General features: G+C 69.4%; 18 protein-coding genes and 2 tRNA genes. 7 read left to right on the top strand and 13 right to left on the bottom strand.

Going from position 1 to position 18,273, the window contains the following annotated elements:
- Positions 1 to 40 precede the first annotated feature (40 nt).
- Positions 41 to 1,714 (bottom strand): DAK2 domain-containing protein, encoded by a 1,674-nt coding sequence (locus tag A5706_RS13560; RefSeq protein WP_156767102.1) that lies wholly within the window; start codon positions 1,712 to 1,714, stop codon positions 41 to 43.
- A 247-nt stretch (positions 1,715 to 1,961) separates the two neighbouring features.
- Between A5706_RS13560 and rpmB the strand changes: the two genes are divergently transcribed.
- Positions 1,962 to 2,156 carry a 50S ribosomal protein L28 gene (rpmB, locus tag A5706_RS13555; protein WP_066930307.1) on the top strand — a complete coding sequence of 65 codons (195 nt, stop codon included), beginning with the start codon at positions 1,962 to 1,964 and terminating at the stop codon, positions 2,154 to 2,156.
- A gap of 21 nt (positions 2,157 to 2,177) precedes the next feature.
- On the opposite strand, the gene A5706_RS13550 is transcribed toward rpmB, so the two are convergent.
- The 4 genes from A5706_RS13550 to A5706_RS13535 form a co-directional block, all read right to left on the bottom strand.
- A complete protein-coding gene (locus A5706_RS13550) occupies positions 2,178 to 3,110 on the bottom strand; it encodes an NADP-dependent oxidoreductase (protein WP_068131349.1) in 933 nt (310 codons plus the stop codon).
- A 5-nt stretch (positions 3,111 to 3,115) separates the two neighbouring features.
- Positions 3,116 to 3,799 (bottom strand): uracil-DNA glycosylase, encoded by a 684-nt coding sequence (locus A5706_RS13545; RefSeq protein WP_068131346.1) that lies wholly within the window; start codon positions 3,797 to 3,799, stop codon positions 3,116 to 3,118.
- Positions 3,796 to 4,086: a DUF1330 domain-containing protein gene (locus A5706_RS13540; RefSeq protein ID WP_068131344.1), complete on the bottom strand. Its 291-nt coding sequence runs from the start codon at positions 4,084 to 4,086 to the stop codon at positions 3,796 to 3,798. Before A5706_RS13540 ends, A5706_RS13545 begins: the two co-directional genes overlap by 4 nt.
- A gap of 64 nt (positions 4,087 to 4,150) precedes the next feature.
- Complete coding sequence (locus tag A5706_RS13535; protein WP_068131341.1) at positions 4,151 to 5,119, bottom strand: thiamine-phosphate kinase; 969 nt, start codon at positions 5,117 to 5,119, stop codon at positions 4,151 to 4,153.
- Between the two features lie 172 nt (positions 5,120 to 5,291).
- On the opposite strand from A5706_RS13535, the gene A5706_RS13530 reads away from it, so the two are divergent.
- Positions 5,292 to 5,807 carry a DUF3515 domain-containing protein gene (locus tag A5706_RS13530; protein WP_082964348.1) on the top strand — a complete coding sequence of 172 codons (516 nt, stop codon included), beginning with the start codon at positions 5,292 to 5,294 and terminating at the stop codon, positions 5,805 to 5,807.
- A 165-nt stretch (positions 5,808 to 5,972) separates the two neighbouring features.
- Here A5706_RS13530 and A5706_RS13525 read toward each other — a convergent pair whose 3' ends face one another.
- Together A5706_RS13525 and A5706_RS13520 are read right to left on the bottom strand one after the other, a co-directional pair.
- On the bottom strand, positions 5,973 to 7,082 hold the full coding sequence (locus A5706_RS13525) for a D-alanine--D-alanine ligase family protein (protein ID WP_068131334.1): 1,110 nt from the start codon (positions 7,080 to 7,082) through the stop codon (positions 5,973 to 5,975).
- Between the two features lie 79 nt (positions 7,083 to 7,161).
- Entirely contained in the window at positions 7,162 to 8,181 is a 1,020-nt protein-coding gene (locus A5706_RS13520; protein ID WP_068131332.1) for an NAD(P)H-dependent glycerol-3-phosphate dehydrogenase, read from the bottom strand.
- Positions 8,182 to 8,271: 90 nt separating this feature from the next.
- Between A5706_RS13520 and cofC the strand changes: the two genes are divergently transcribed.
- The 3 genes from cofC to A5706_RS13505 all read left to right on the top strand — a co-directional run bounded on the left by cofC (position 8,272) and on the right by A5706_RS13505 (position 12,233).
- A complete protein-coding gene (gene cofC / locus A5706_RS13515; RefSeq protein ID WP_068131329.1) occupies positions 8,272 to 8,928 on the top strand; it encodes a 2-phospho-L-lactate guanylyltransferase in 657 nt (218 codons plus the stop codon).
- A gap of 104 nt (positions 8,929 to 9,032) precedes the next feature.
- Positions 9,033 to 11,222 carry an RNA degradosome polyphosphate kinase gene (locus A5706_RS13510; RefSeq protein WP_068131328.1) on the top strand — a complete coding sequence of 730 codons (2,190 nt, stop codon included), beginning with the start codon at positions 9,033 to 9,035 and terminating at the stop codon, positions 11,220 to 11,222.
- Between the two features lie 63 nt (positions 11,223 to 11,285).
- Entirely contained in the window at positions 11,286 to 12,233 is a 948-nt protein-coding gene (locus A5706_RS13505; RefSeq protein ID WP_068131326.1) for an NUDIX hydrolase, read from the top strand.
- Positions 12,234 to 12,298: 65 nt separating this feature from the next.
- On the opposite strand, the gene A5706_RS13500 is transcribed toward A5706_RS13505, so the two are convergent.
- The 3 genes from A5706_RS13500 to leuC all read right to left on the bottom strand — a co-directional run bounded on the left by A5706_RS13500 (position 12,299) and on the right by leuC (position 15,205).
- Positions 12,299 to 12,940: an HU family DNA-binding protein gene (locus A5706_RS13500; RefSeq protein ID WP_068131324.1), complete on the bottom strand. Its 642-nt coding sequence runs from the start codon at positions 12,938 to 12,940 to the stop codon at positions 12,299 to 12,301.
- 214 nt (positions 12,941 to 13,154) lie between these two features.
- Positions 13,155 to 13,751, bottom strand: coding sequence for a 3-isopropylmalate dehydratase small subunit (gene leuD / locus A5706_RS13495; RefSeq protein ID WP_068131322.1), 597 nt, complete (start codon positions 13,749 to 13,751; stop codon positions 13,155 to 13,157).
- Positions 13,752 to 13,768: 17 nt separating this feature from the next.
- Positions 13,769 to 15,205, bottom strand: coding sequence for a 3-isopropylmalate dehydratase large subunit (gene leuC, locus A5706_RS13490; protein ID WP_068131320.1), 1,437 nt, complete (start codon positions 15,203 to 15,205; stop codon positions 13,769 to 13,771).
- Between the two features lie 65 nt (positions 15,206 to 15,270).
- Between leuC and A5706_RS13485 the strand changes: the two genes are divergently transcribed.
- Together A5706_RS13485 and A5706_RS13480 are read left to right on the top strand one after the other, a co-directional pair.
- Complete coding sequence (locus A5706_RS13485) at positions 15,271 to 15,972, top strand: IclR family transcriptional regulator (protein WP_068131318.1); 702 nt, start codon at positions 15,271 to 15,273, stop codon at positions 15,970 to 15,972.
- A 114-nt stretch (positions 15,973 to 16,086) separates the two neighbouring features.
- On the top strand, positions 16,087 to 16,599 hold the full coding sequence (locus tag A5706_RS13480; RefSeq protein WP_067153361.1) for a pyridoxamine 5'-phosphate oxidase family protein: 513 nt from the start codon (positions 16,087 to 16,089) through the stop codon (positions 16,597 to 16,599).
- A 7-nt stretch (positions 16,600 to 16,606) separates the two neighbouring features.
- Here the strand turns inward: A5706_RS13480 and A5706_RS13475 are convergent.
- From A5706_RS13475 to gltX, 3 genes are all read right to left on the bottom strand, one after another.
- Positions 16,607 to 16,679, bottom strand: a tRNA-Glu gene (locus tag A5706_RS13475).
- Between the two features lie 72 nt (positions 16,680 to 16,751).
- Positions 16,752 to 16,823: transfer RNA gene (locus tag A5706_RS13470), tRNA-Gln, on the bottom strand.
- A 103-nt stretch (positions 16,824 to 16,926) separates the two neighbouring features.
- Positions 16,927 to 18,273: glutamate--tRNA ligase (gene gltX / locus A5706_RS13465; RefSeq protein ID WP_068131316.1), on the bottom strand; the 1,347-nt coding region annotated here is incomplete at its 5' end.

Below are 18,273 nucleotides of genomic sequence, written 5' to 3'. Positions count from 1 at the left end.
CCCACGGTGAAGGTCAGCCGATCCGACAGCGACGCCACGGCTACTCGACCCCGATCAGCAGGACGTCGCCGCGGTGGCCGGTGCGGTAGGTCATCAGCTCGGTCCCCGGATGGTGGTCGTGCACGTGGTCCTGCAGGACGTCACCCACCGCGGCGGCGGCCTGGTCATCAATGCCGGAGCCGATCAGCACGGTCACCAGGTCGCCCCCAGACGCCAGCAGCAGATCGAGCAGGCCGATCGCCGCCCCGGCGACGTCGGCGGCCACGATGAGCACCTCGTCGCCCGCGATGCCCAGGCCGTCGCCCGGCTGGCAGCGACCGGCCCACGTCAACGCGCTCTCGGTCGCGACCCGCACCGACGCGTGCCGGGCCGCGCCGGCGGCGCGGGCCATGGTGAAGCCGTCGTCGACCGCCTGCCGGTCCGCGTCGTGCACGGCCAGTGCGGCCAGCCCCTGCACCATCGAGCCCGTCGGTATGGGCACGACGTCGATCCCCCACCCGATGGCCGCCGTGCAGCCGGCCACCAACTCCTCGGCGGCCACATACCCGTTGGGCAGCACCATCACCTGGGCGGCGCCGGTGTCGACGACGGCCCGCACCAGCTGGTGGGCGCTGATGTCGCCGATGTCCGGATCGGGCCGCAGCACGCAGGCGCCCTCGCCGGAGAACAGCTCGGCGGCGCCGTCGCCGTCCACCACGGCCAGCACCGCGCGTTCGCGCGTCCAGCCGCCGGCGGGCATCCCGGTGGCACCCGAGGTCAGCGCCGAGATGACGATGCGGCTGAGTCGCCCGGCCGCCAGTCCCGCCTCGACGGCGGCGCCGGCGTCGTCGGTGTGCACATGCACGGAATAGCTGTCGGTGGATTCCTGCGCGGCGGCCGCGGCGATGGCCACGGATTCCCCGAGGCTCTCGAGCCGATTGCGCAGCGCGTCCGCGGCCGCGGAATCGCAGCCGTCCAGCCGGTACATCACCTCAAACTGCGGCGCGGGTTGTTCGGCGGCCGCTTCCGGCCGGTGCGCCCGCGGCGACGGCGCGTACACCGCGCGGCGGGGCGCCTGACCGCTGACGGCGCAGCGCAGCGCGTCCAACAGCACCAGCAGGCCACGCCCGCCCGCGTCCACGGCACCGGCATGGGCGAGGACGTCAAGCTGCTCGGGGGTCTTTTCCAGCGCGATCACCGCCGCATCGCCCGCTGCTGTGATCGCGGCGGACAGCCCCTCGTCGGCGCAACCCTCGACGGCCTCGGCGGCGGCCCGCAACACCGAGACGATGGTTCCCGGGACTTCGGCGCCGCCCATCGACGCGATGACCAGCTCCACGCCGCGCCGCAACGCTGCCCCGAGCATGGCGGCGTCCATATGGGGCAGCTCGCCGCCCGCCTCGGCCGCCGCGGCCGCGGTGACATCGGCGATGCCGCGCAGGATTTGCGACAATATCACCCCGGAATTGCCGCGCGCGCCGTTCAATGCGCCGGCCGACAGGGCCGCCGCCACCCGCGCCACGCACCCGTCCCCGCCGTCCGCGCCCGCTCCTGCCGAAGCCTCCGCCAGCGCGGAACGCATGGTGAACAGCATGTTCGCACCCGTGTCGGAGTCGGCGACCGGGAAGACGTTGAGCCGGTTGATCTCGTCGATGTGGGTGATCAGGTCGCTGACGGCGGTGTGGGCCCAGTTCCGCAGGGCAGGGGCGTCCAGCAGCGCCTCTGACGTGCCCAAGCGACCCACCTCCCTCGGAGCCTCCCAGCGGCCGGCCACGGCGGCGCGCCCTCTGCCTGAACGCGCCGACCCATCGAGCCTAGCCAGAGCGGACGACAATGCCGGGGCCACGTCGCCGCACGAGTGTTGATCGTTTTGGTGGTTGCCCATGTCAGTCGGTATCCTGGGCTGGCCCGAGTCATTCCGGGCTGTCCCGGCCCTAGCCAGACCGCCGAGCCGGACCCCGATCATTTGAGGAGCTTGAACGATGGCCGCTGTGTGCGATATCTGCGGGAAAGGCCCCGGCTTCGGCAAGTCGGTGTCGCACTCCCACCGCCGCACCAGCCGCCGGTGGGACCCCAACGTCCAGACCGTGCACGTCGTGACCCGCCCGGGTGGCAACAAGAAGCGGCTGAACGTCTGCACGTCCTGCATCAAGGCCGGCAAGGTCGTCCGCGGCTAGTTACGGTTCGGCGCAGCGAGACTAGTCCCGAACGACGATCACGGTCTTGCCCGGGCGCCGGCCCGGCATACGCCCGCTTTCGAACGCCTCTCGCCCCTTCGCCAGGGGAAACGTCCCAGCGATTTCGAGGTGCAGCCGCCCGCCGTCAACGAGCGCGGCGAGTTCGGCAAGCTGTTCACCGTTCGGCGTGACGATGAAGAACGTTGCGGTGATGCCGTATTCATCGGCCTTGCCGGCCGGCGGGGGCGCCGAGAGGGTGACCAGCCGTCCCCCGCGACGCAGCACGCCGAAGGATCGATCCAAGGTCTCGCCGCCGACGGTGTCGATGACGACGTCGTAGGCGGCGGCGCCTTCGTCGAAAGCTTCTGAGCGAACGTCGATTACGCGTGCGGCACCCAAACCGCGCAGGAGCTCGCCGGCATCGCTGCGCACCGTCGCGGTGACTCGCGCCCCGAGGATCGCGGCCAGTTGGACCGTCAGCAGCCCGACCCCGCCCGCCCCGCCGTGCACCAGCACCGCCTCTGAAGGCCGCACCGCGGCGTGGTCGACCAGGGCCTGCAGGGCGGTCAGCCCGCCCATCGGCAGCGCGGCCGCACTAGCATGCGACACCGTCGAAGGCTTGGCGGCCAGGTCGGCGGCCGGCACCGCGACGTATTCGGCCGCGGCGCCGTCGCGATCGAATCCGACCAATCCGTACACTTCGTTGCCGGGCTTGAAATCCGTTACGCCGGAGGCGATCTCGGACACGACACCAGACACTTCATGCGACGGGATGACCGGGATCCGGCTGACGCCCTCGGTAGTCCACGTCTCGTCCCAGGTCAGCTCGTCGAACGTGATGGCCGCGGCGTGCACCGCGACCAAGACCTCGCCGGCGGCGGGGACCGGGATGGGCGCGCGCTCGATGACCAGCACCTCCGGGCCACCCCGGCGGTGCGCGCGCAGGGCGGTCATCTCGGTCACGGCAGCCGCCAATCGATCGGGTCGGCGCCCATTCCGGCCAGCAGCTCGTTGGCGCGGCTGAACGGGCGCGAGCCGAAAAAGCCGCGGGACGCCGATAACGGCGACGGATGCGGCGATTCGATCGCCACGCAATTGCCTTCGGCCAGCATGGGTTTCAGCGTTGACGCGTCGCGCCCCCACAGGATGGCCACCAGCGGTAGCGACCGCTCGGCCAGCGCGCGAATCGCGCACTCGGTCACCGCCTCCCACCCCTTGCCCCGGTGCGATGCCGGGTTGTTGGGTCGCACCGTGAGCACCCTGTTCAGCAGCATCACGCCGCGCTCGGCCCAGGGCGTCAGGTCGCCGCACGCCGGCTGGGGGTGGCCCAGGTCGGCGGTGTACTCGTCGAAGATGTTGGCCAGGCTGCGGGGCAGCGGCCGCACGTCGGGGGCCACCGAGAAGCTCAGGCCCACGGCGTGCCCGGGCGTCGGGTAGGGATCCTGCCCGACGATCAGCACCCGGACGCCGTCGAACGGATAGGTGAAGGCGCGCAACACGTTTGGTCCCGCCGGCAGGTACCGGCGACCCGCGGCGATCTCGTCCCGCAGGAACTGCCCCATTTGGGCGACCTGGTCGCTGACGGGCTTGAGCGCGGTGGCCCAGCCCGGCTCGACGAGCTCGCTCAACGGCCGCGCGGTCATTGCAGCCCTTGCACAAGCAGCACCACCGTGTCGGCCCCTGCCCGTCGGTCCTTCGCGATCTCCTCGTATTCGGGCGATTGCACGAATGCGTAAAAGGACGCCTCGTCGGGAAAGCGCATCAACACCAGCTTCTCGCGGTCCCACTGGCCCTCGGCGACCTTCGGCGACTCGTCGGCGGCGAGCAGCGCTCCCGGGTGCCGACGGAAGACCTCCATAAACCTCGCCTGGTACCGGTCGTAGGCCGCCCGGTCCGTGAACTTCAGCTGGGCGATCGCGTAGACGGTCACCGCGTCACCCTAGCGCCCACTCAGATGCCCGCCTCCTCCTCGGGCCGCGACGCGGCCCGCATCGTCACCGGGCGAAAGACTGCCAGCCCGCGTAACCGCTCCACTCCGCGCCGTCGACGAGCACCCTGGTCGGCCCGTCGAGCACGCGGCCGATCACGCGCCACCCCCGCGGCACCGGGCCGGCGAAACACGCGGCGAGGGCGTGGTCCTCGCCGCCGCCGAGCACCCACGCCAGGGGGTCCTCGCCGGCCACGTGCCCGGCGGCGGCCAGCGCGTCGCGGTCCGCGGCCAGCGGCGCGGTGGACAAATCGATCCCGACCCCGGAGGCCTCCGCGACGTGGCGCAGGTCGCCGATCAGGCCGTCGGAGACGTCGATCATCGCCTGCGCACCCGCTGCCGCGGCCGCGGCGCCCTGCCCATAGGGCGGCTCCGGCACCAGGTGGCGGCTCCGCAGCTCCTCGAAACCATCAATGCCCTTCTCCCACAACGAATACCCCGCCGCGGAGCGGCCCAGCTCACCGGCGACGGCGACCACCGAGCCGGGCTTCGCGCCGGACCGCAACACGGGAGCGCGGCCCTCGAGGTCGCCCAGCACGGTCACCGACAGCACCCACTGCGGGGCACTGACCAGGTCGCCGCCGGCGATGCCGGCGCCGATCCGGCCCGCCTCGTCCCACATCCCCTCGACCAGCGCGTCGACCCGCGCAGCCGGCGTGTCGCCGGGCGCCGCGAAGCCGACGACGAAGGCCGTGGGCCGCCCGCCCATCGCCTCGATGTCGGCGGCGTTCTGGGCGATCGCTTTGCGGCCGACCTCGCGGGGTGTCGACCAGTCCAGTCGAAAGTGCCGGTCCTGCACCAGGACATCGGTCGAAACCAGCGTGCGACCGTCGCCCGCCGCCACGAGCGCCGCGTCATCGCCGGGCCCGAGCAGCACCGCGTCGGGCTGCCGGCGGCCGCGCACCAGCCGATCGATGACCGCGAATTCTCCGAGCCGCGCCAGCGTAGGGAACTCCCCCGATGTGTCGTCGCGCACGCCACCTCCTCGCCCGTCCCGCGCCACCGTACGCCGCCCGACCTGCGGTAAGTTAGATCCCTGCCCGCGCGAGCGGACCGCGCCAGTGTAAGAGAAGCAAGGAGGTGCGCGGGCGGTGACGACCGACCCCGCAAGCGGCCCAGTTACCGATACCGGACCACCGCGCGCCGTGATGATCGCGGCGGTGGTGCTGGCCGTCGTGGCGATCGGCGTGATCCTGGCCATCGCGGCCACCCGCCAGGCGCCGCCGCAACCGGTGACCGTCGCGGCCTTCCCCGCGCCCCAGGCGAACAGCGCCGCGTGCCGGGCGCTGACGGACGCGCTGCCGCAGCGGCTCGGGGACTATCAACGCGCGCAGCTGGCGCAGCCCGCGCCCGAGGGCGCGGCGGCCTGGCGGACCTCGCCCGACAGCCAGCCGGTGGTGTTGCGCTGCGGGCTCGACCGTCCCGCGGAGTTCGTGGTGGGATCGCCGATCCAGGTCGTCGATCGGGTGCAGTGGTTCGAGGTCACCGCCGGCCAGCAATCCGCGGGTGAGGCCGGGCGCGCCACCTGGTACACGGTCGACCGGCCGGTGTACGTGGCGCTCACGCTGCCCGCGGGATCGGGACCGACGCCCATCCAGCAGGTCTCCGAGGCGATCGACCACACCATCGCCGCCGTGCCGATCGACCCGGCACCCGCGCGCTAGCCCGATGGTGGCGACCCGCCGCGCCCGGCTACGCCGCGCTTGCGATCGCCACGAACCCGATGGTGGCGACCCGCCGCGCCCGGCTACGCCGCGCTTGCGATCGCCACGAACCCAATGGCGGCGACCCGCCGCGCCCGGCTACGCCGCGCTTGCGATCGCCACGAGTCAGCGCAGACCCACGCCCCGCGCCAACGCCGTCTCCACCATGATCGCCAGCAGGGTGGGATAGTCGACGCCGCTGGCCGCCCACATCCGCGGGTACATCGAGGTGGTCGTGAAACCCGGCATCGTGTTGATTTCGTTGATGATCGGCCCGTTTTCGGTGAGAAAGAAGTCGACCCGGGCCAGGCCCTGGCAGTCGATGGCCTTGAACGCGCGGATCGCCAATTGGCGCACCGCGTCGGCGATGTCGTCCTCGACCTTCGCGGGCACATCCAATTCGGCTGCGTCCTCGAGGTATTTCGTCGCGAAGTCGTAGAACGAGTCCTCGCGGCCCCGCACCCCGGCCACGCGGATCTCGCCTACCGTGCTGGCTTGCACTGTGCCGTCGGGCATTTCGAGGACGCCGCACTCCAGCTCGCGACCGTTGATGGCCGCCTCGACGATGACCTTCGGATCGTGCCGGCGGGCGTTCGCGACGGCGGCGGGCAGCTCCTCCCAACTCGCGACCCGGCCGACGCCGATCGAGGAGCCGCCGCGCGCGGGCTTCACGAACACCGGCAGGCCCAAACGCTCGCGCTCGTCGAGGTTGAGCGCCGCCCGCGGCGCGCGCAGCACCGCGTGGGGACCGACCGGAAGTCCCTCGGCGACAAGGAGCTTCTTCATGAACTCCTTGTCCATACCCGCGGCGCTGGCCAGCACCCCGGCGCCGACGTAGGGCACCCCGGCGAGTTCGAGCAGCCCCTGGATCGTGCCGTCCTCGCCGTAGGGGCCGTGCAACACCGGAAACACCACATCGACCGCCGTCAAAACTTCGCCGGCGCCAGGCGACAGCGAAACCAGCTCACCGCCGCGCCGCGGATCCGCCGGCAGGGCCAGCTCGGTGCCCGAATCGGCGGTCACCTCGGGCAACCGCTGATCGGTGATCGCCAGCGCATCCGGGTCGCCGTCGGTGAGCACCCACGAACCCTGCGGGGTGATGCCGATCGCGATCACCTCGAAGCGCTGCGGGTCGAGGTTGCGCAGGATGCTGCCCGCCGACACGCACGAGATAGCGTGCTCGTTGCTGCGCCCGCCGAACACGACGGCGACGCGCACGCGCTGGCTGGCATTCACAACCTGGAGAGGCTACCGGTACCTACGCGCAAGGGTCGGGCACCGCACCGCCACCTGGGCTTTCGCTCGCCGGGGCGCCTCATTCGGGCTTGGTGCTGCGGCCCAGCAGCAGCGCCATCGCCTCCTCCACCGACAAACCCTTGTGACACACCCGGTGCACGGCGTCGGTGAGCGGCATCTCGACGTCGTAGCTGGACGCCAGCGCCAGCACCGCCTCGCAGGACGTCACGCCCTCGACGACGTGCCCCTGGCCCGCCTGCGTGGCCGACTCCAGGGTCCCGCCGCGGCCCAGGCATTCGCCGAACGACCGGTTGCGCGAGTGCGGCGAGGTGCAGGTGGCCACCAGGTCTCCGACGCCGGCCAGCCCGGCCAGCGTCGCCCCCTTGGCGCCGAGCGCTATCCCCAATCGCATGATCTCCGCCAGGCCGCGGGTGATGATCGCTGCGGCGGTGTTTTCGCCGAGCCCGACGCCTGCCGCCATCCCGCAGGCGAGCGCGATGACGTTCTTGCACGCCCCGCCGATCTCGGTGCCGACCACGTCGCTGTTGGTATAGGGACGGAAGTAGCCGCTGTTGAGCATGCGCTGCACGGCGACCGCGCGGCCGGAATCGCTGCACGCGACGACCGTCGCGGTGGGCTGGCACTGGGCGATCTCACTGGCCAGGTTCGGGCCCGAGATGACCGCGACCTGTGCGGCATCCACGCCGGTCACCGAAACGATGACCTGGCTCATCCGCATGAGGGTGCCCAGCTCGATGCCCTTGGCCAGGCTGACCAGGGTCGCGCCGTCGGCCACCAACGGCGCCCACCGCTCGAGGTTGCCGCGCATCGTCTGCGCCGGCACCCCCAGCAGCACCGTCGTCGCGCCGGCCAGGGCCTCGCTCGCATCGGTGGTGGCGCGGATGCCGGGCGGCAACAGCGTGCCAGGCAGGTAGGCGGGGTTATATCGGGTGCCGTTGATCTCGTCGGCGACATCGGAGCGCCGCGCCCACAGCACAACTTGTGCTTCCGGTCCGCCCGCGTCGGCGAGCACCTTGGCCAGTGCCGTGCCCCAGGCACCGGCGCCCATCACCGCAACGGCGCCGTCTGTGCCGGCCATCAGTCACCCCCGTCCGAGCGGTTATGTCCTCGACGCGGATCACGCTACCGCGACGCCGGGTCGGCGCGGTCGCGCTGGCAGGATGGCGGAATGAGCGGCACACGGGCCGAGGGGGCGGACGACGGCGCGGGGGATGTCGCGTTGATCATCGCCGTCAAGCGGCTGGCCGCCGCCAAGACCCGGCTGGCCCCGGTGTTCTCGGCGCCGCGGCGGGAGAAGGTAGTGCTGGCCATGCTGGTCGACACGCTCACCGCCGCGTCGGGCGTCGAGGCGCTGGGGTCGATCACCGTCGTCACGCCCGACGACGCCGCGGCGGCCGCGGCGGCCGAACTCGGGGCAGCCGTGCTGGCCGACCCGACGCCCGAGGGTGACCAGGACCCGCTGAACAGTGCGATCGTCGCCGCCGAACGAGCGGTCGCCGGGGTCTTCACCAATGTCGTTGTGCTGCAAGGTGATTTGCCTGCGCTGCAGACCCAGGAGCTGGCCGAGGCGATCGCCGCCGCGCGCCAGCACCGACGCAGCTTCGTCGCCGATCGGCTGGCCACCGGAACCGCCGCGCTCTGCGCGTTCGGAGCCCCGCTGGATCCGCGGTTCGGCCCGGATTCATGCGCGCGGCACCGGCGTTCGGGCGCGATCGAGCTGACGGGCGCGTGGCCCGGCCTGCGCTGCGATGTCGATACCCCCGCCGACCTCGTGGCCGCGCGTCGTCTTGGAGTCGGCGCGGCGACCGCCCGCGCCATCAAATAGTGCGAGCGCAGCGGTGACGAAACCCCGCCACAGCAAATCTGTACGAGCGATGAACGGCGCGCCAACTGCGAATGGATGTCCGCCGAGCGCTAGCAGCACAGCGGGTGATGAGCAATGATCGCATGGTGACCGAAACCGAAGCCGAGGCACGCCCCGACGAGACCACATGGCATTCCGGCGAGGCCGACGTGGCCGCACCACCGGCCGCGACCCCCGCCGCGATCTCCGACGAGCTGCCGGAGGATCGCTACCTCAACCGCGAACTGAGCTGGCTCGACTTCAACGCGCGCGTGCTCGCGCTGGCCGACGACAACTCGCTGCCGCTGCTGGAGCGCGCGAAGTTCCTGGCGATCTTCGCATCCAATCTCGACGAGTTCTACATGGTGCGGGTCGCCGGCCTCAAGCGCCGCGACGAGATGGGCCTGTCCGTACGGTCGGCCGACGGGCTGACACCGCGTGAGCAACTGGCCCGCATCGGCGAACAGACCCAGCGAATCGCCACCAGGCACGCGCGGGTGTTCCTCGATTCGGTGCGACCGGCGCTCGCCGAGGAAGGCATCCACATCGTCACGTGGGCCGATCTGGATCAGGCGGAGCGCGACGAGTTGTCGACCTATTTCACCGAGCAAGTCTTTCCCGTCTTGACGCCGCTGGCCGTCGATCCCGCTCACCCGTTCCCGTTCGTCAGCGGGTTGAGCCTGAACCTCGCGGTCATGGTGCGCCAGCCCGAGGATGGCGGCCAGCACTTCGCCCGGGTCAAGGTGCCGAACAACGTCGACCGCTTCGTCGAACTCGACATCCGCGGTGCCGACGGTGAGGGACCGGAAATCGTCCGCTATCTCCCGATGGAAGAACTGATTGCGGCCTTCCTGCCCGAGCTGTTCCCGGGCATGGAAATCGTTGAGCATCATGCGTTCCGCATCACCCGCAACGCGGACTACGAGGTTGAAGAGGACCGCGACGAGGATCTGCTACAGGCCCTGGAGCGGGAGCTGGCGCGCCGGCGTTTCGGTTCGCCGGTGCGGCTCGAGATCGCCGACGACATGACCGAAAGCATGCTGGAACTGCTGCTGCGTGAACTCGACGTGCATCCCGGTGACGTCATCGAAGTGCCCGGCCTGCTCGACCTTTCGTCGTTGTGGCAGATCTACGGCATCGAGCGGCCGGCGCTCAAGGATCCGACATTCGTTCCCGACACCCACCCCGCCTTCGCCGACCGCGAAACCCCGCGGAGCATCTTCGCGACGCTGCGCGAAGGCGATGTGCTGCTTCATCATCCGTACGACTCGTTCTCCACCAGCGTGCAGCGATTCATCGAGCAGGCCGCCGCCGACCCCAACGTGCTGGCGATCAAGCAGACGTTGTACCGCACCTCCGGTGATTCGCCGATCGTGCGGGCGCTGATCGCCGCGGCCGAGGCCGGAAAGCAAGTGGTGGCCATGGTGGAGATCAAGGCGCGCTTCGACGAACAGGCCAACATCCGCTGGGCGCGCACACTTGAGCAGGCGGGCGTGCACGTGGTCTACGGCTACGTCGGACTGAAGACGCACTGCAAGACCTGCCTCGTGGTGCGCCGCGAAGGCTCGGCGATCCGCCGGTACTGCCACATCGGTACCGGCAACTACAACGGGAAGACGGCGCGGCTGTACGAGGACGTCGGTCTGCTCACGGCGTCCCCCGAAATCGGGGCCGATCTGACCGATTTGTTCAATTCGCTAACCGGCTACTCGCGCAAGGTTTCCTACCGCAATCTTCTGGTCGCCCCGCACAGCATTCGCACGGGCATAATCGAACGCGTCGAGCGCGAGATCGCCGCCCACCGCGAACACGGCGGCGGCCGGATCCGGATGAAGATGAATGCTCTGGTCGACGAGCAGGTGATCGACGCGTTGTACCGCGCGTCGCGGGCCGGTGTGCGGGTCGAGGTGGTGGTGCGCGGCATCTGCGCGCTGCGCCCCGGAGCGGAAGGCTTTTCGGAGAACATCTCGGTCCGTTCGATCCTCGGCCGCTTCTTGGAGCACTCGCGGATCATGCATTTCAACCGCCTCAACGAGTTCTGGATCGGCAGCGCCGACATGATGCACCGCAATCTCGACCGGCGCGTCGAGGCGCTGGTTCAGGTCAAGGATCCGCGACTCACGGCCTATCTGGACGACTTGTTCGAGTCCGCGTTGGACCCCTCGACCCGGTGCTGGGAACTGGGTCCCGACGGGCAGTGGACCGCGTCGCCCCAGGAGGGTCACACCGTGCGCGACCATCAGGAATCGCTGATGGAGCGGCACCGCAGCCCCTGACACCGTGTGGTAGCTTCCAGGTCGCATCCACGACCGCGAGCGAATTGACCTGCAGGAGTTTAGGTGTCGAACCAGACCTCATCGGCGGGTCGGCGGTCCGGAAGCAAGATCGTGTACGCGGCGGGCGCGGTGCTGTGGCGCAGGGCGGGCGACGACCCGGCCGACCCGAGCCTCGAGGTGGCCCTGATCCACCGCCCCCGCTACGACGACTGGTCGCTGCCGAAGGGCAAGGTGGACCCCGGCGAGACCGCCCCGGTGGCGGCGGTCCGCGAGGTGTTAGAGGAGACGGGCCACCGCTCCATTCTCGGCCGGCGGCTCGACATGGTGAGCTATCCGATCGAGCAAGGCGTCAAGAAGGTCTATTACTGGGCGGCGCGCGACACCGGCGGCGAATTCACGCCGGGACGCGAGGTCGATGAGTTGGTGTGGCTGCCGGTCGCCGAGGCGAAGGACAGGCTCACCTACCCGCACGATCGAAAGATGTTGCGCCACTTCGCGAAACAGCCCGAAGACACGCGCACCGTGCTCGTGGTCCGGCATGGCACCGCCGGCCGGAAATCACGTTTCAAAGGCGACGACACCAAACGCCCGCTCGACAAGCGGGGACGCGCGCAGGCCGAGGCACTGGTTCCCCAGCTGCTGGCCTTCGGCGCCACCGACGTGTATGCGGCGGACCGGCTGCGCTGTCACCAGACGGTCGAACCACTCGCCGAGGAACTCGGTGTGACGGTCCACAACGAGCCCGCCCTTACCGAGGAGTCGTACGCGAAGAGCCCCAAGCGCGCGCGCCACCGGATGCTGCGCATCGCCGAGGAGGCAGACACCCCGGTGATTTGCACGCAGGGCAAGGTGATTCCGGACCTCATCGCCTGGTGGTGCGAACGCGACGGAGTGCGCGCCGATAAATCGCGCAACCACAAGGGCAGCACGTGGGTGCTGTCCCTGTCAGGCGGCCGCCTGGTGGCGGCCGACCACATCGGCGGCGCGCTGGCCGCCAACGTGCGGGCCTGACACGCAAATACCCTCCGGGTGGGGCATTTGCCGCCACCCCGAAGGGTATCCGCGTCTGGAACTTCCTACCGGCGACCGCGCCGAGCGGCGGCCTTCTTGGCAGGAGCCTTCCTGGCCGGAGCCTTGCTCGCCGCCTTCTTGGCCGGAGCCCGCTTCACTGCGGCCTTCTTGGCCGGGGCCTTCTTCACGGCGGCCTTCTTGGCCGGAGCCTTCTTCACTGCGGCCTTCTTGGCCGGAGCCTTGGTAGCGACCTTCTTGGCCGGGGCCTTTTTCACGGCGGCCTTCTTGGCCGGGGCCTTCTTGGCCGGAGCCTTCTTGGCCGGAGCCTTGCTCGCCGCCTTCTTCGCCGGAGCCTTCTTCGCCGCCTTCTTGGCTGCGCCGGCCGCTACAACACCACGTTTCACTGCAGGTCCTTCCGCCGGGAGGCGCTGTGCGCCAGACACAACCGCTTTGAATTGGGCACCGGGCCGGAACGCTGGGACCGACGTCGGCTTCACCTTTACCGTCTCGCCCGTACGCGGATTGCGGGCCACCCGCGCCGCGCGCTTCCGCTGTTCGAAGACACCGAACCCGGTAATGGTCACACTGTCGCCCTTGTGCACCGCGCGCACAATGGTGTCGACAACATTCTCGACGGCGGCGGTCGCCTGCCGACGGTCCGAGCCCAATTTCTGTGTGAGCACATCTATGAGCTCTGCTTTGTTCATCCAAACCCTCCGAAGCCAGTGGTCCCATTTTTGGGAACCGACTGCGAACACGGTAAACCCTCACCCAGCAAATTTCCAAGAGCCACGCGCAATTTCAGGCCGGAACGAACGAATTTTTCGCAATCCGGTTGCCGCCCTTGACCGGTGGCGCGGGGGCAAAATAAGACGGGCTACCTAAACGGTCGGAGGTGAAATCGCCGTCGCGATCGACCCTTCAGGAGGCGGGCAGAGTGCGCGGTTTCCACTCCGGGCGCGCCGACTCGAATGCCTCGATCTGGTCGAGTTTCCGCAGCGTAAGGCCTATATCGTCGAGACCCTCGAGCAATCGCCACGCGGTGTGGTCGTCAATCTTGAACGGCAGCACCGTCGTTCCGGCGGTGATATTTCGATCTTGAAGATTGGCAGTGATTTCCAAGCCCGGGCTGCCCTCGATGAGCTTCCAAAGCAGTTCCACGCCGTCCTGAGAAACTTCCGCCGCCAACAGGCCCGCCTTGCCGGCGTTGCCCCGGAAAATGTCACCAAACCGAGACGAGATGACCACCCGGAACCCGTAGTCCATGAGCGCCCACACCGCATGCTCGCGCGACGACCCGATGCCGAAATCGGGTCCGGCCACCAGAACCGAGCCGCGGTCAAAGGGGCTGAGATTGAGCACGAATGACGGATCCGAGCGCCACGTGGCGAACAACCCGTCCTCGAAACCGGTTCGGGTTACCCGCTTCAAGAACACCGCCGGAATGATCTGGTCGGTGTCGACATTGGACCGCCGCAGCGGCACTCCGATCCCAGTGTGGGTGCGAAAGGCTTCCATTTCGTCCTCGATTCAAATCAGTTGGAGTTCAAGTCGGCCGGCGAGGACAGCGTGCCCCGCACCGCCGTCGCCGCGGCGACGGCCGGCGATACCAGGTGGGTGCGGCCCCCTTTGCCCTGCCGCCCTTCGAAGTTGCGGTTGGACGTGGCGGCGCACCGCTCGCCCGGCGACAGCTGATCGGGGTTCATGCCCAGGCACATCGAGCATCCCGCCTGGCGCCACTCGGCGCCCGCGGCGGTGAAAACCTCGCCCAGCCCTTCGGCTTCAGCCTGCGCGCGCACCCGCATCGAGCCCGGCACGACGAGCATCCGCACCCCCGGGGCGACCTTGCGGCCGCGCAACACGTCGGCCACCACCCGCAGGTCTTCGATACGACCGTTGGTACAAGAGCCGACGAACACGGCGTCCACGCCGATCTCGCGCATCGGCGTGCTCGGTCGAAGGTCCATGTACGCCAAGGCTTTCTCGGCGGCCTGCCGCTCGCCGTCGTCGGTCATCAGTTCGGGGTCGGGCACCGCCGCCCCCAGGGGCACCCCCTGGCCGGGGTTGGTTCCCCACGTGACGAACGGGCTCAGCGAGGCCGCGTCGAGGTAGACCTCGGTGTCGAAGACGGCGCCGGGGTCGGTGCGCAACTGCTGCCAGTAGTGCACCGCGGCGTCCCACTGCGCGCCGGTCGGCGCGTGCGGCCGCCCACGCAAAAATTCGTACGTGGTCTCGTCCGGCGCCACCATGCCCGCCCGGGCGCCGGCCTCGATGCTCATGTTGCAGACCGTCATCCGGCCTTCCATCGACAGCGATTCGATGGCGCTGCCCCGGTATTCGATGACGTGACCCTGTCCCCCGCCGGTGCCGATCTTCGCGATCAGCGCGAGGATGATGTCCTTGGCGGTGACGCCGGCGGGCAACTGCCCGTCAACGTTGACCGCCATCGTCTTGAACGGCCGCAGCGGCAACGTCTGGGTGGCCAGCACGTGCTCCACCTCCGAGGTGCCAATCCCCATGGCCAGCGCGCCAAATGCGCCATGCGTGGACGTGTGACTATCGCCACAGACGATCGTCATCCCCGGCTGCGTGAGCCCCAACTGCGGACCGACGACGTGCACGATGCCCTGTTCGATGTCCCCCATCGGATAAAGCCGGACGCCGAATTCCGCGCAGTTGCGCCGCAACGTCTCGACCTGGGTGCGCGAGACCGGATCGGCGATCGGCTTGTCGATGTCGACCGTCGGCACGTTGTGGTCCTCGGTGGCCAGCGTCAGGTCGGGGCGCCGCACCGGCCGGCCGGCCAGGCGCAGGCCGTCGAACGCCTGCGGGCTGGTGACCTCGTGCACCAAATGCAGGTCGATGTAGATCAAGTCAGGGGCCCCCGCTTGTTCGGCACCGCCCCCGGACGCCACAACGTGGTCGTCCCAAACCTTTTCGGCCAGGGTGCGCGGCTTGGCTTCGGATCCCATATCGAATTCGCCCCTATCCGGTCTTTCGGCTGTTGTCTCAGAATGCGAGACGCTAGTATCTCCTTGTGAGACAGCATAGCGGCATCGGCGTCCTCGACAAAGCGGTGGGCGTGCTGCATACGATCGCGGAATCCCCGTGCGGGCTGGCCGAACTGTGCGAGCGGACCGGCTTGCCCCGGGCCACCGCCTATCGGCTGGCGGCCGCGCTGGAAGTTCATCGGCTGCTGGCGCGCGACGACGAAGGGCGCTGGCGACTCGGTCCGGCCGTCACCGAATTGGCCGGCCGCGTCAACGATCCGCTGCTGGCCGCGAGCGCCACGGTGCTGCCCGGCCTGCGCGAGACCACCGGCGAGAGCGTGCAGTTGTATCGCCGCGAGGGCACGTCGCGGGTCTGCGTAGCCGCCCTGGAACCGGCTGCGGGTCTTCGCGATACGGTTCCGGTCGGGGCGCGCCTGCCGATGACGGCGGGCTCGGGGGCCAAAGTGCTACTCGCCTACGCCGACGCCACCGTCCAGAAGGCCGTGCTGCCGACGGCGAAATTCACCGACCGGGCGCTGGCCGAAGTGCGCCGGCGGGGTTGGGCGCAAAGCGTCGCCGAGCGCGAGCCCGGCGTGGCGAGCGTGTCGGCGCCGGTGCGTGACGGCCGCGGTGTCGTCATCGCCGCGATATCGGTGTCGGGGCCCGTCGATCGAATCGGGCGACGGCCCGGGGCCCGCTGGGCCGCCGATCTGTTGTCCGCCGCTGAGGCGCTCACCCGCCGGCTCTAGCCCCCGTGGCGCGTGTGCATCCAGGGCGCCGACGTTGCACATTTCCCGCCCTCAGCGCACACCGAAAGCCACCACCGCACACTCACCCGCAACCCGCCTGACAAACTGACGGCCATGGGAACCAATCAGCGCGCGAGCATCGTCATGTCGGAGGACGAGATCGCCGACTTCGTCGTCAAGAGCCGCACCGGAACACTGGCCACCGTCGGCCCCGACGGCCAGCCGCACCTGACCGCCATGTGGTACGCCGTCGTCGACGGCGAGGTCTGGCTCGAGACCAAGGCCAAGTCGCAGAAGGCGGTGAACCTCACCCGGGATCCGCGGGTGAGCTTTCTGATCGAGGACGGCGACACCTACGACACGCTGCGCGGGGTGTCGTTCGAGGGCGTCGCGGAGATCGTCGACGATCCCGACGTCGCACACCGGGTGGGTGTCAGCGTGTTCGAGCGCTACACCGGCCCCTACACCGACGAAATGAAGCCCTTCGTCGAGCAGATGATGAACAAGCGGGTGTGCGTGCGCATCGTCGCCCGCCGCGCGCGCTCGTGGGATCACCGCAAGCTCGGATTGCCGCCCATGCCGGTGGGCGGGTCGACCGCCCCGGCCGTGCTGGGGACCGGCCAGTAATTGTTTGTAGCCCCGATGGGATTCGAACCCACGCTACCGCCGTGAGAGGGCGGCGTCCTAGGCCGCTAGACGACGGGGCCTGAACCGATCCGAGCTGCCAGCATAGCTCACCCAACAAGGGCGACCTAATCGCAAGCCGTGCCGCGATCTTGCTGGGGTACCAGGACTCGAACCTAGAATGGCTGAACCAGAATCAGCTGTGTTGCCAATTACACCATACCCCATTGGCTGCCTAAAACCGCTGGTCACAACGGTTCTGCGGTGTCCCGCGCCGTCGTGGCCGGCCGTCGTCGGCCTTTGTAAACCGCTGTGCAGACTACCAAAAACTCAGACGGCCCCGTCGCGCGCGCCCCGCAACCGCGCCATGCTGCGCTCGCGGCCCAGTAGCTCGAGCGATTCGAACAGCGGCGGGCTGATCGTTGTTCCCGTCGCGGCGACGCGGATCGGGCCGAACGCCTTGCGCGGTTTGAGCGCCAGGCCGTCAATGAGCGCGGCCTTGAGCGCGGCCTCGATCCGCTCGGTTGTCCAGTCGGTCACGCCGTCCAGCGCGGCCAGCGCCGCGTCCAAAACCGCGGCGCCGTCCGGCCCGAGCTCCTTGGCGGCGGCCTTCTCCTCGATCTCGTATTCGTCGTCGTTGAGGAACTTCAGCAGGTCCCACGCGTCGCTCAGGACGACGATGCGCGTCTGCACCAGCTCGGCGGCCTCGGCGAATCCGGCGTCATCCAGCCCGGTGTCGTGGCCGTGCGTGTCGAAGTAGTCGCGCAGGCGGGCTGTGAAGTCGGCGACGTCGAGCATCCGGATGTGCTCGGCGTTGAGCGCGTCGGCCTTCTTCTGGTCGAATCGGGCCGGATTGGAATTGACGTCGACGACGTCGAATGCGGCCACCATTTCGTCCAGGGTGAACAGGTCGTGGTCGTCGGCGATCGCCCATCCCAGCAGCGCAAGGTAATTCAGCAGGCCCTCGGGGATGAAGCCCCGGTCGCGATGCGCGAACAGGTTCGACTCCGGGTCGCGCTTGGACAGCTTCTTGGTTCCCTCGCCCAACACGATGGGCAGGTGCGCGAATTGCGGTGTGTGCTCAGCCACACCGATGCGCGTCAGCGCCGCATACAGCGCCAGCTGGCGCGGGGTGGACGACAGCAGGTCCTCGCCGCGCAGCACATGGGTGATCTTCATCAGCGCGTCGTCGAGCGGGTTGACCAACGTATACAAGGGATCTCCGCTCGCGCGGGTCAGCGCGAAATCGGGCACGCTGCCCGCCGCGAAGGTGGTCGTGCCGCGCACTAGGTCGTCCCACGCGATGTCTTCGTCGGGCATGCGCAGCCGCACCACCGGCTGACGGCCCTCGGCGAGGAACGCCGCGCGCTGCGAATCGGTCAGCTGCCGGTCGAAGTTGTCGTAGCCCAGCTTGGGGTTTCGGCCCGCGGCGATGTGCCGCGCCTCGACCTCCTCCGGCGTCGAGAAGGCGTAGTAGGCCTCGCCGGCCTCGAGCAGCTGCGCCACCACGTCGCGGTAGATCTCGCCGCGCTGCGACTGCCGGTACGGCCCGTAGGGCCCGCCGACCTCCGGCCCCTCGTCCCAGTCGAGACCGAGCCAGCGCAGCGCGTCGAGCAGCGCCCGGTAGCTTTCCTCGGTGTCGCGCGCCGCGTCGGTGTCCTCGATCAGAAAGACGAA

This window comes from Mycobacterium sp. E796 (assembly GCF_001672815.1).
Lineage (GTDB): Bacteria > Actinomycetota > Actinomycetes > Mycobacteriales > Mycobacteriaceae > Mycobacterium.
The sequence above is the reverse complement of the archived record's forward strand: the minus strand, read 5'-3'. Positions and strand labels throughout refer to the sequence as shown.

What these genes read in the sequence shown, in the direction of transcription:
- rpmB (WP_066930307.1), top strand. Translation starts at nt 1,962, where the DNA reads ATGGCCGCTGTGTGCGATATCTGCGGGAAAGGCCCCGGCTTCGGCAAG.
- A5706_RS13550 (WP_068131349.1), bottom strand. Translation starts at nt 3,110, where the DNA reads ATGACCGCCCTGCGCGCGCACCGCCGGGGTGGCCCGGAGGTGCTGGTC.
- A5706_RS13545 (WP_068131346.1), bottom strand. Translation starts at nt 3,799, where the DNA reads ATGACCGCGCGGCCGTTGAGCGAGCTCGTCGAGCCGGGCTGGGCCACC.
- A5706_RS13530 (WP_082964348.1), top strand. Translation starts at nt 5,292, where the DNA reads ATGATCGCGGCGGTGGTGCTGGCCGTCGTGGCGATCGGCGTGATCCTG.
- A5706_RS13520 (WP_068131332.1), bottom strand. Translation starts at nt 8,181, where the DNA reads ATGGCCGGCACAGACGGCGCCGTTGCGGTGATGGGCGCCGGTGCCTGG.
- cofC (WP_068131329.1), top strand. Translation starts at nt 8,272, where the DNA reads ATGAGCGGCACACGGGCCGAGGGGGCGGACGACGGCGCGGGGGATGTC.
- A5706_RS13500 (WP_068131324.1), bottom strand. Translation starts at nt 12,940, where the DNA reads ATGAACAAAGCAGAGCTCATAGATGTGCTCACACAGAAATTGGGCTCG.
- leuD (WP_068131322.1), bottom strand. Translation starts at nt 13,751, where the DNA reads ATGGAAGCCTTTCGCACCCACACTGGGATCGGAGTGCCGCTGCGGCGG.
- leuC (WP_068131320.1), bottom strand. Translation starts at nt 15,205, where the DNA reads ATGGGATCCGAAGCCAAGCCGCGCACCCTGGCCGAAAAGGTTTGGGAC.
- A5706_RS13480 (WP_067153361.1), top strand. Translation starts at nt 16,087, where the DNA reads ATGGGAACCAATCAGCGCGCGAGCATCGTCATGTCGGAGGACGAGATC.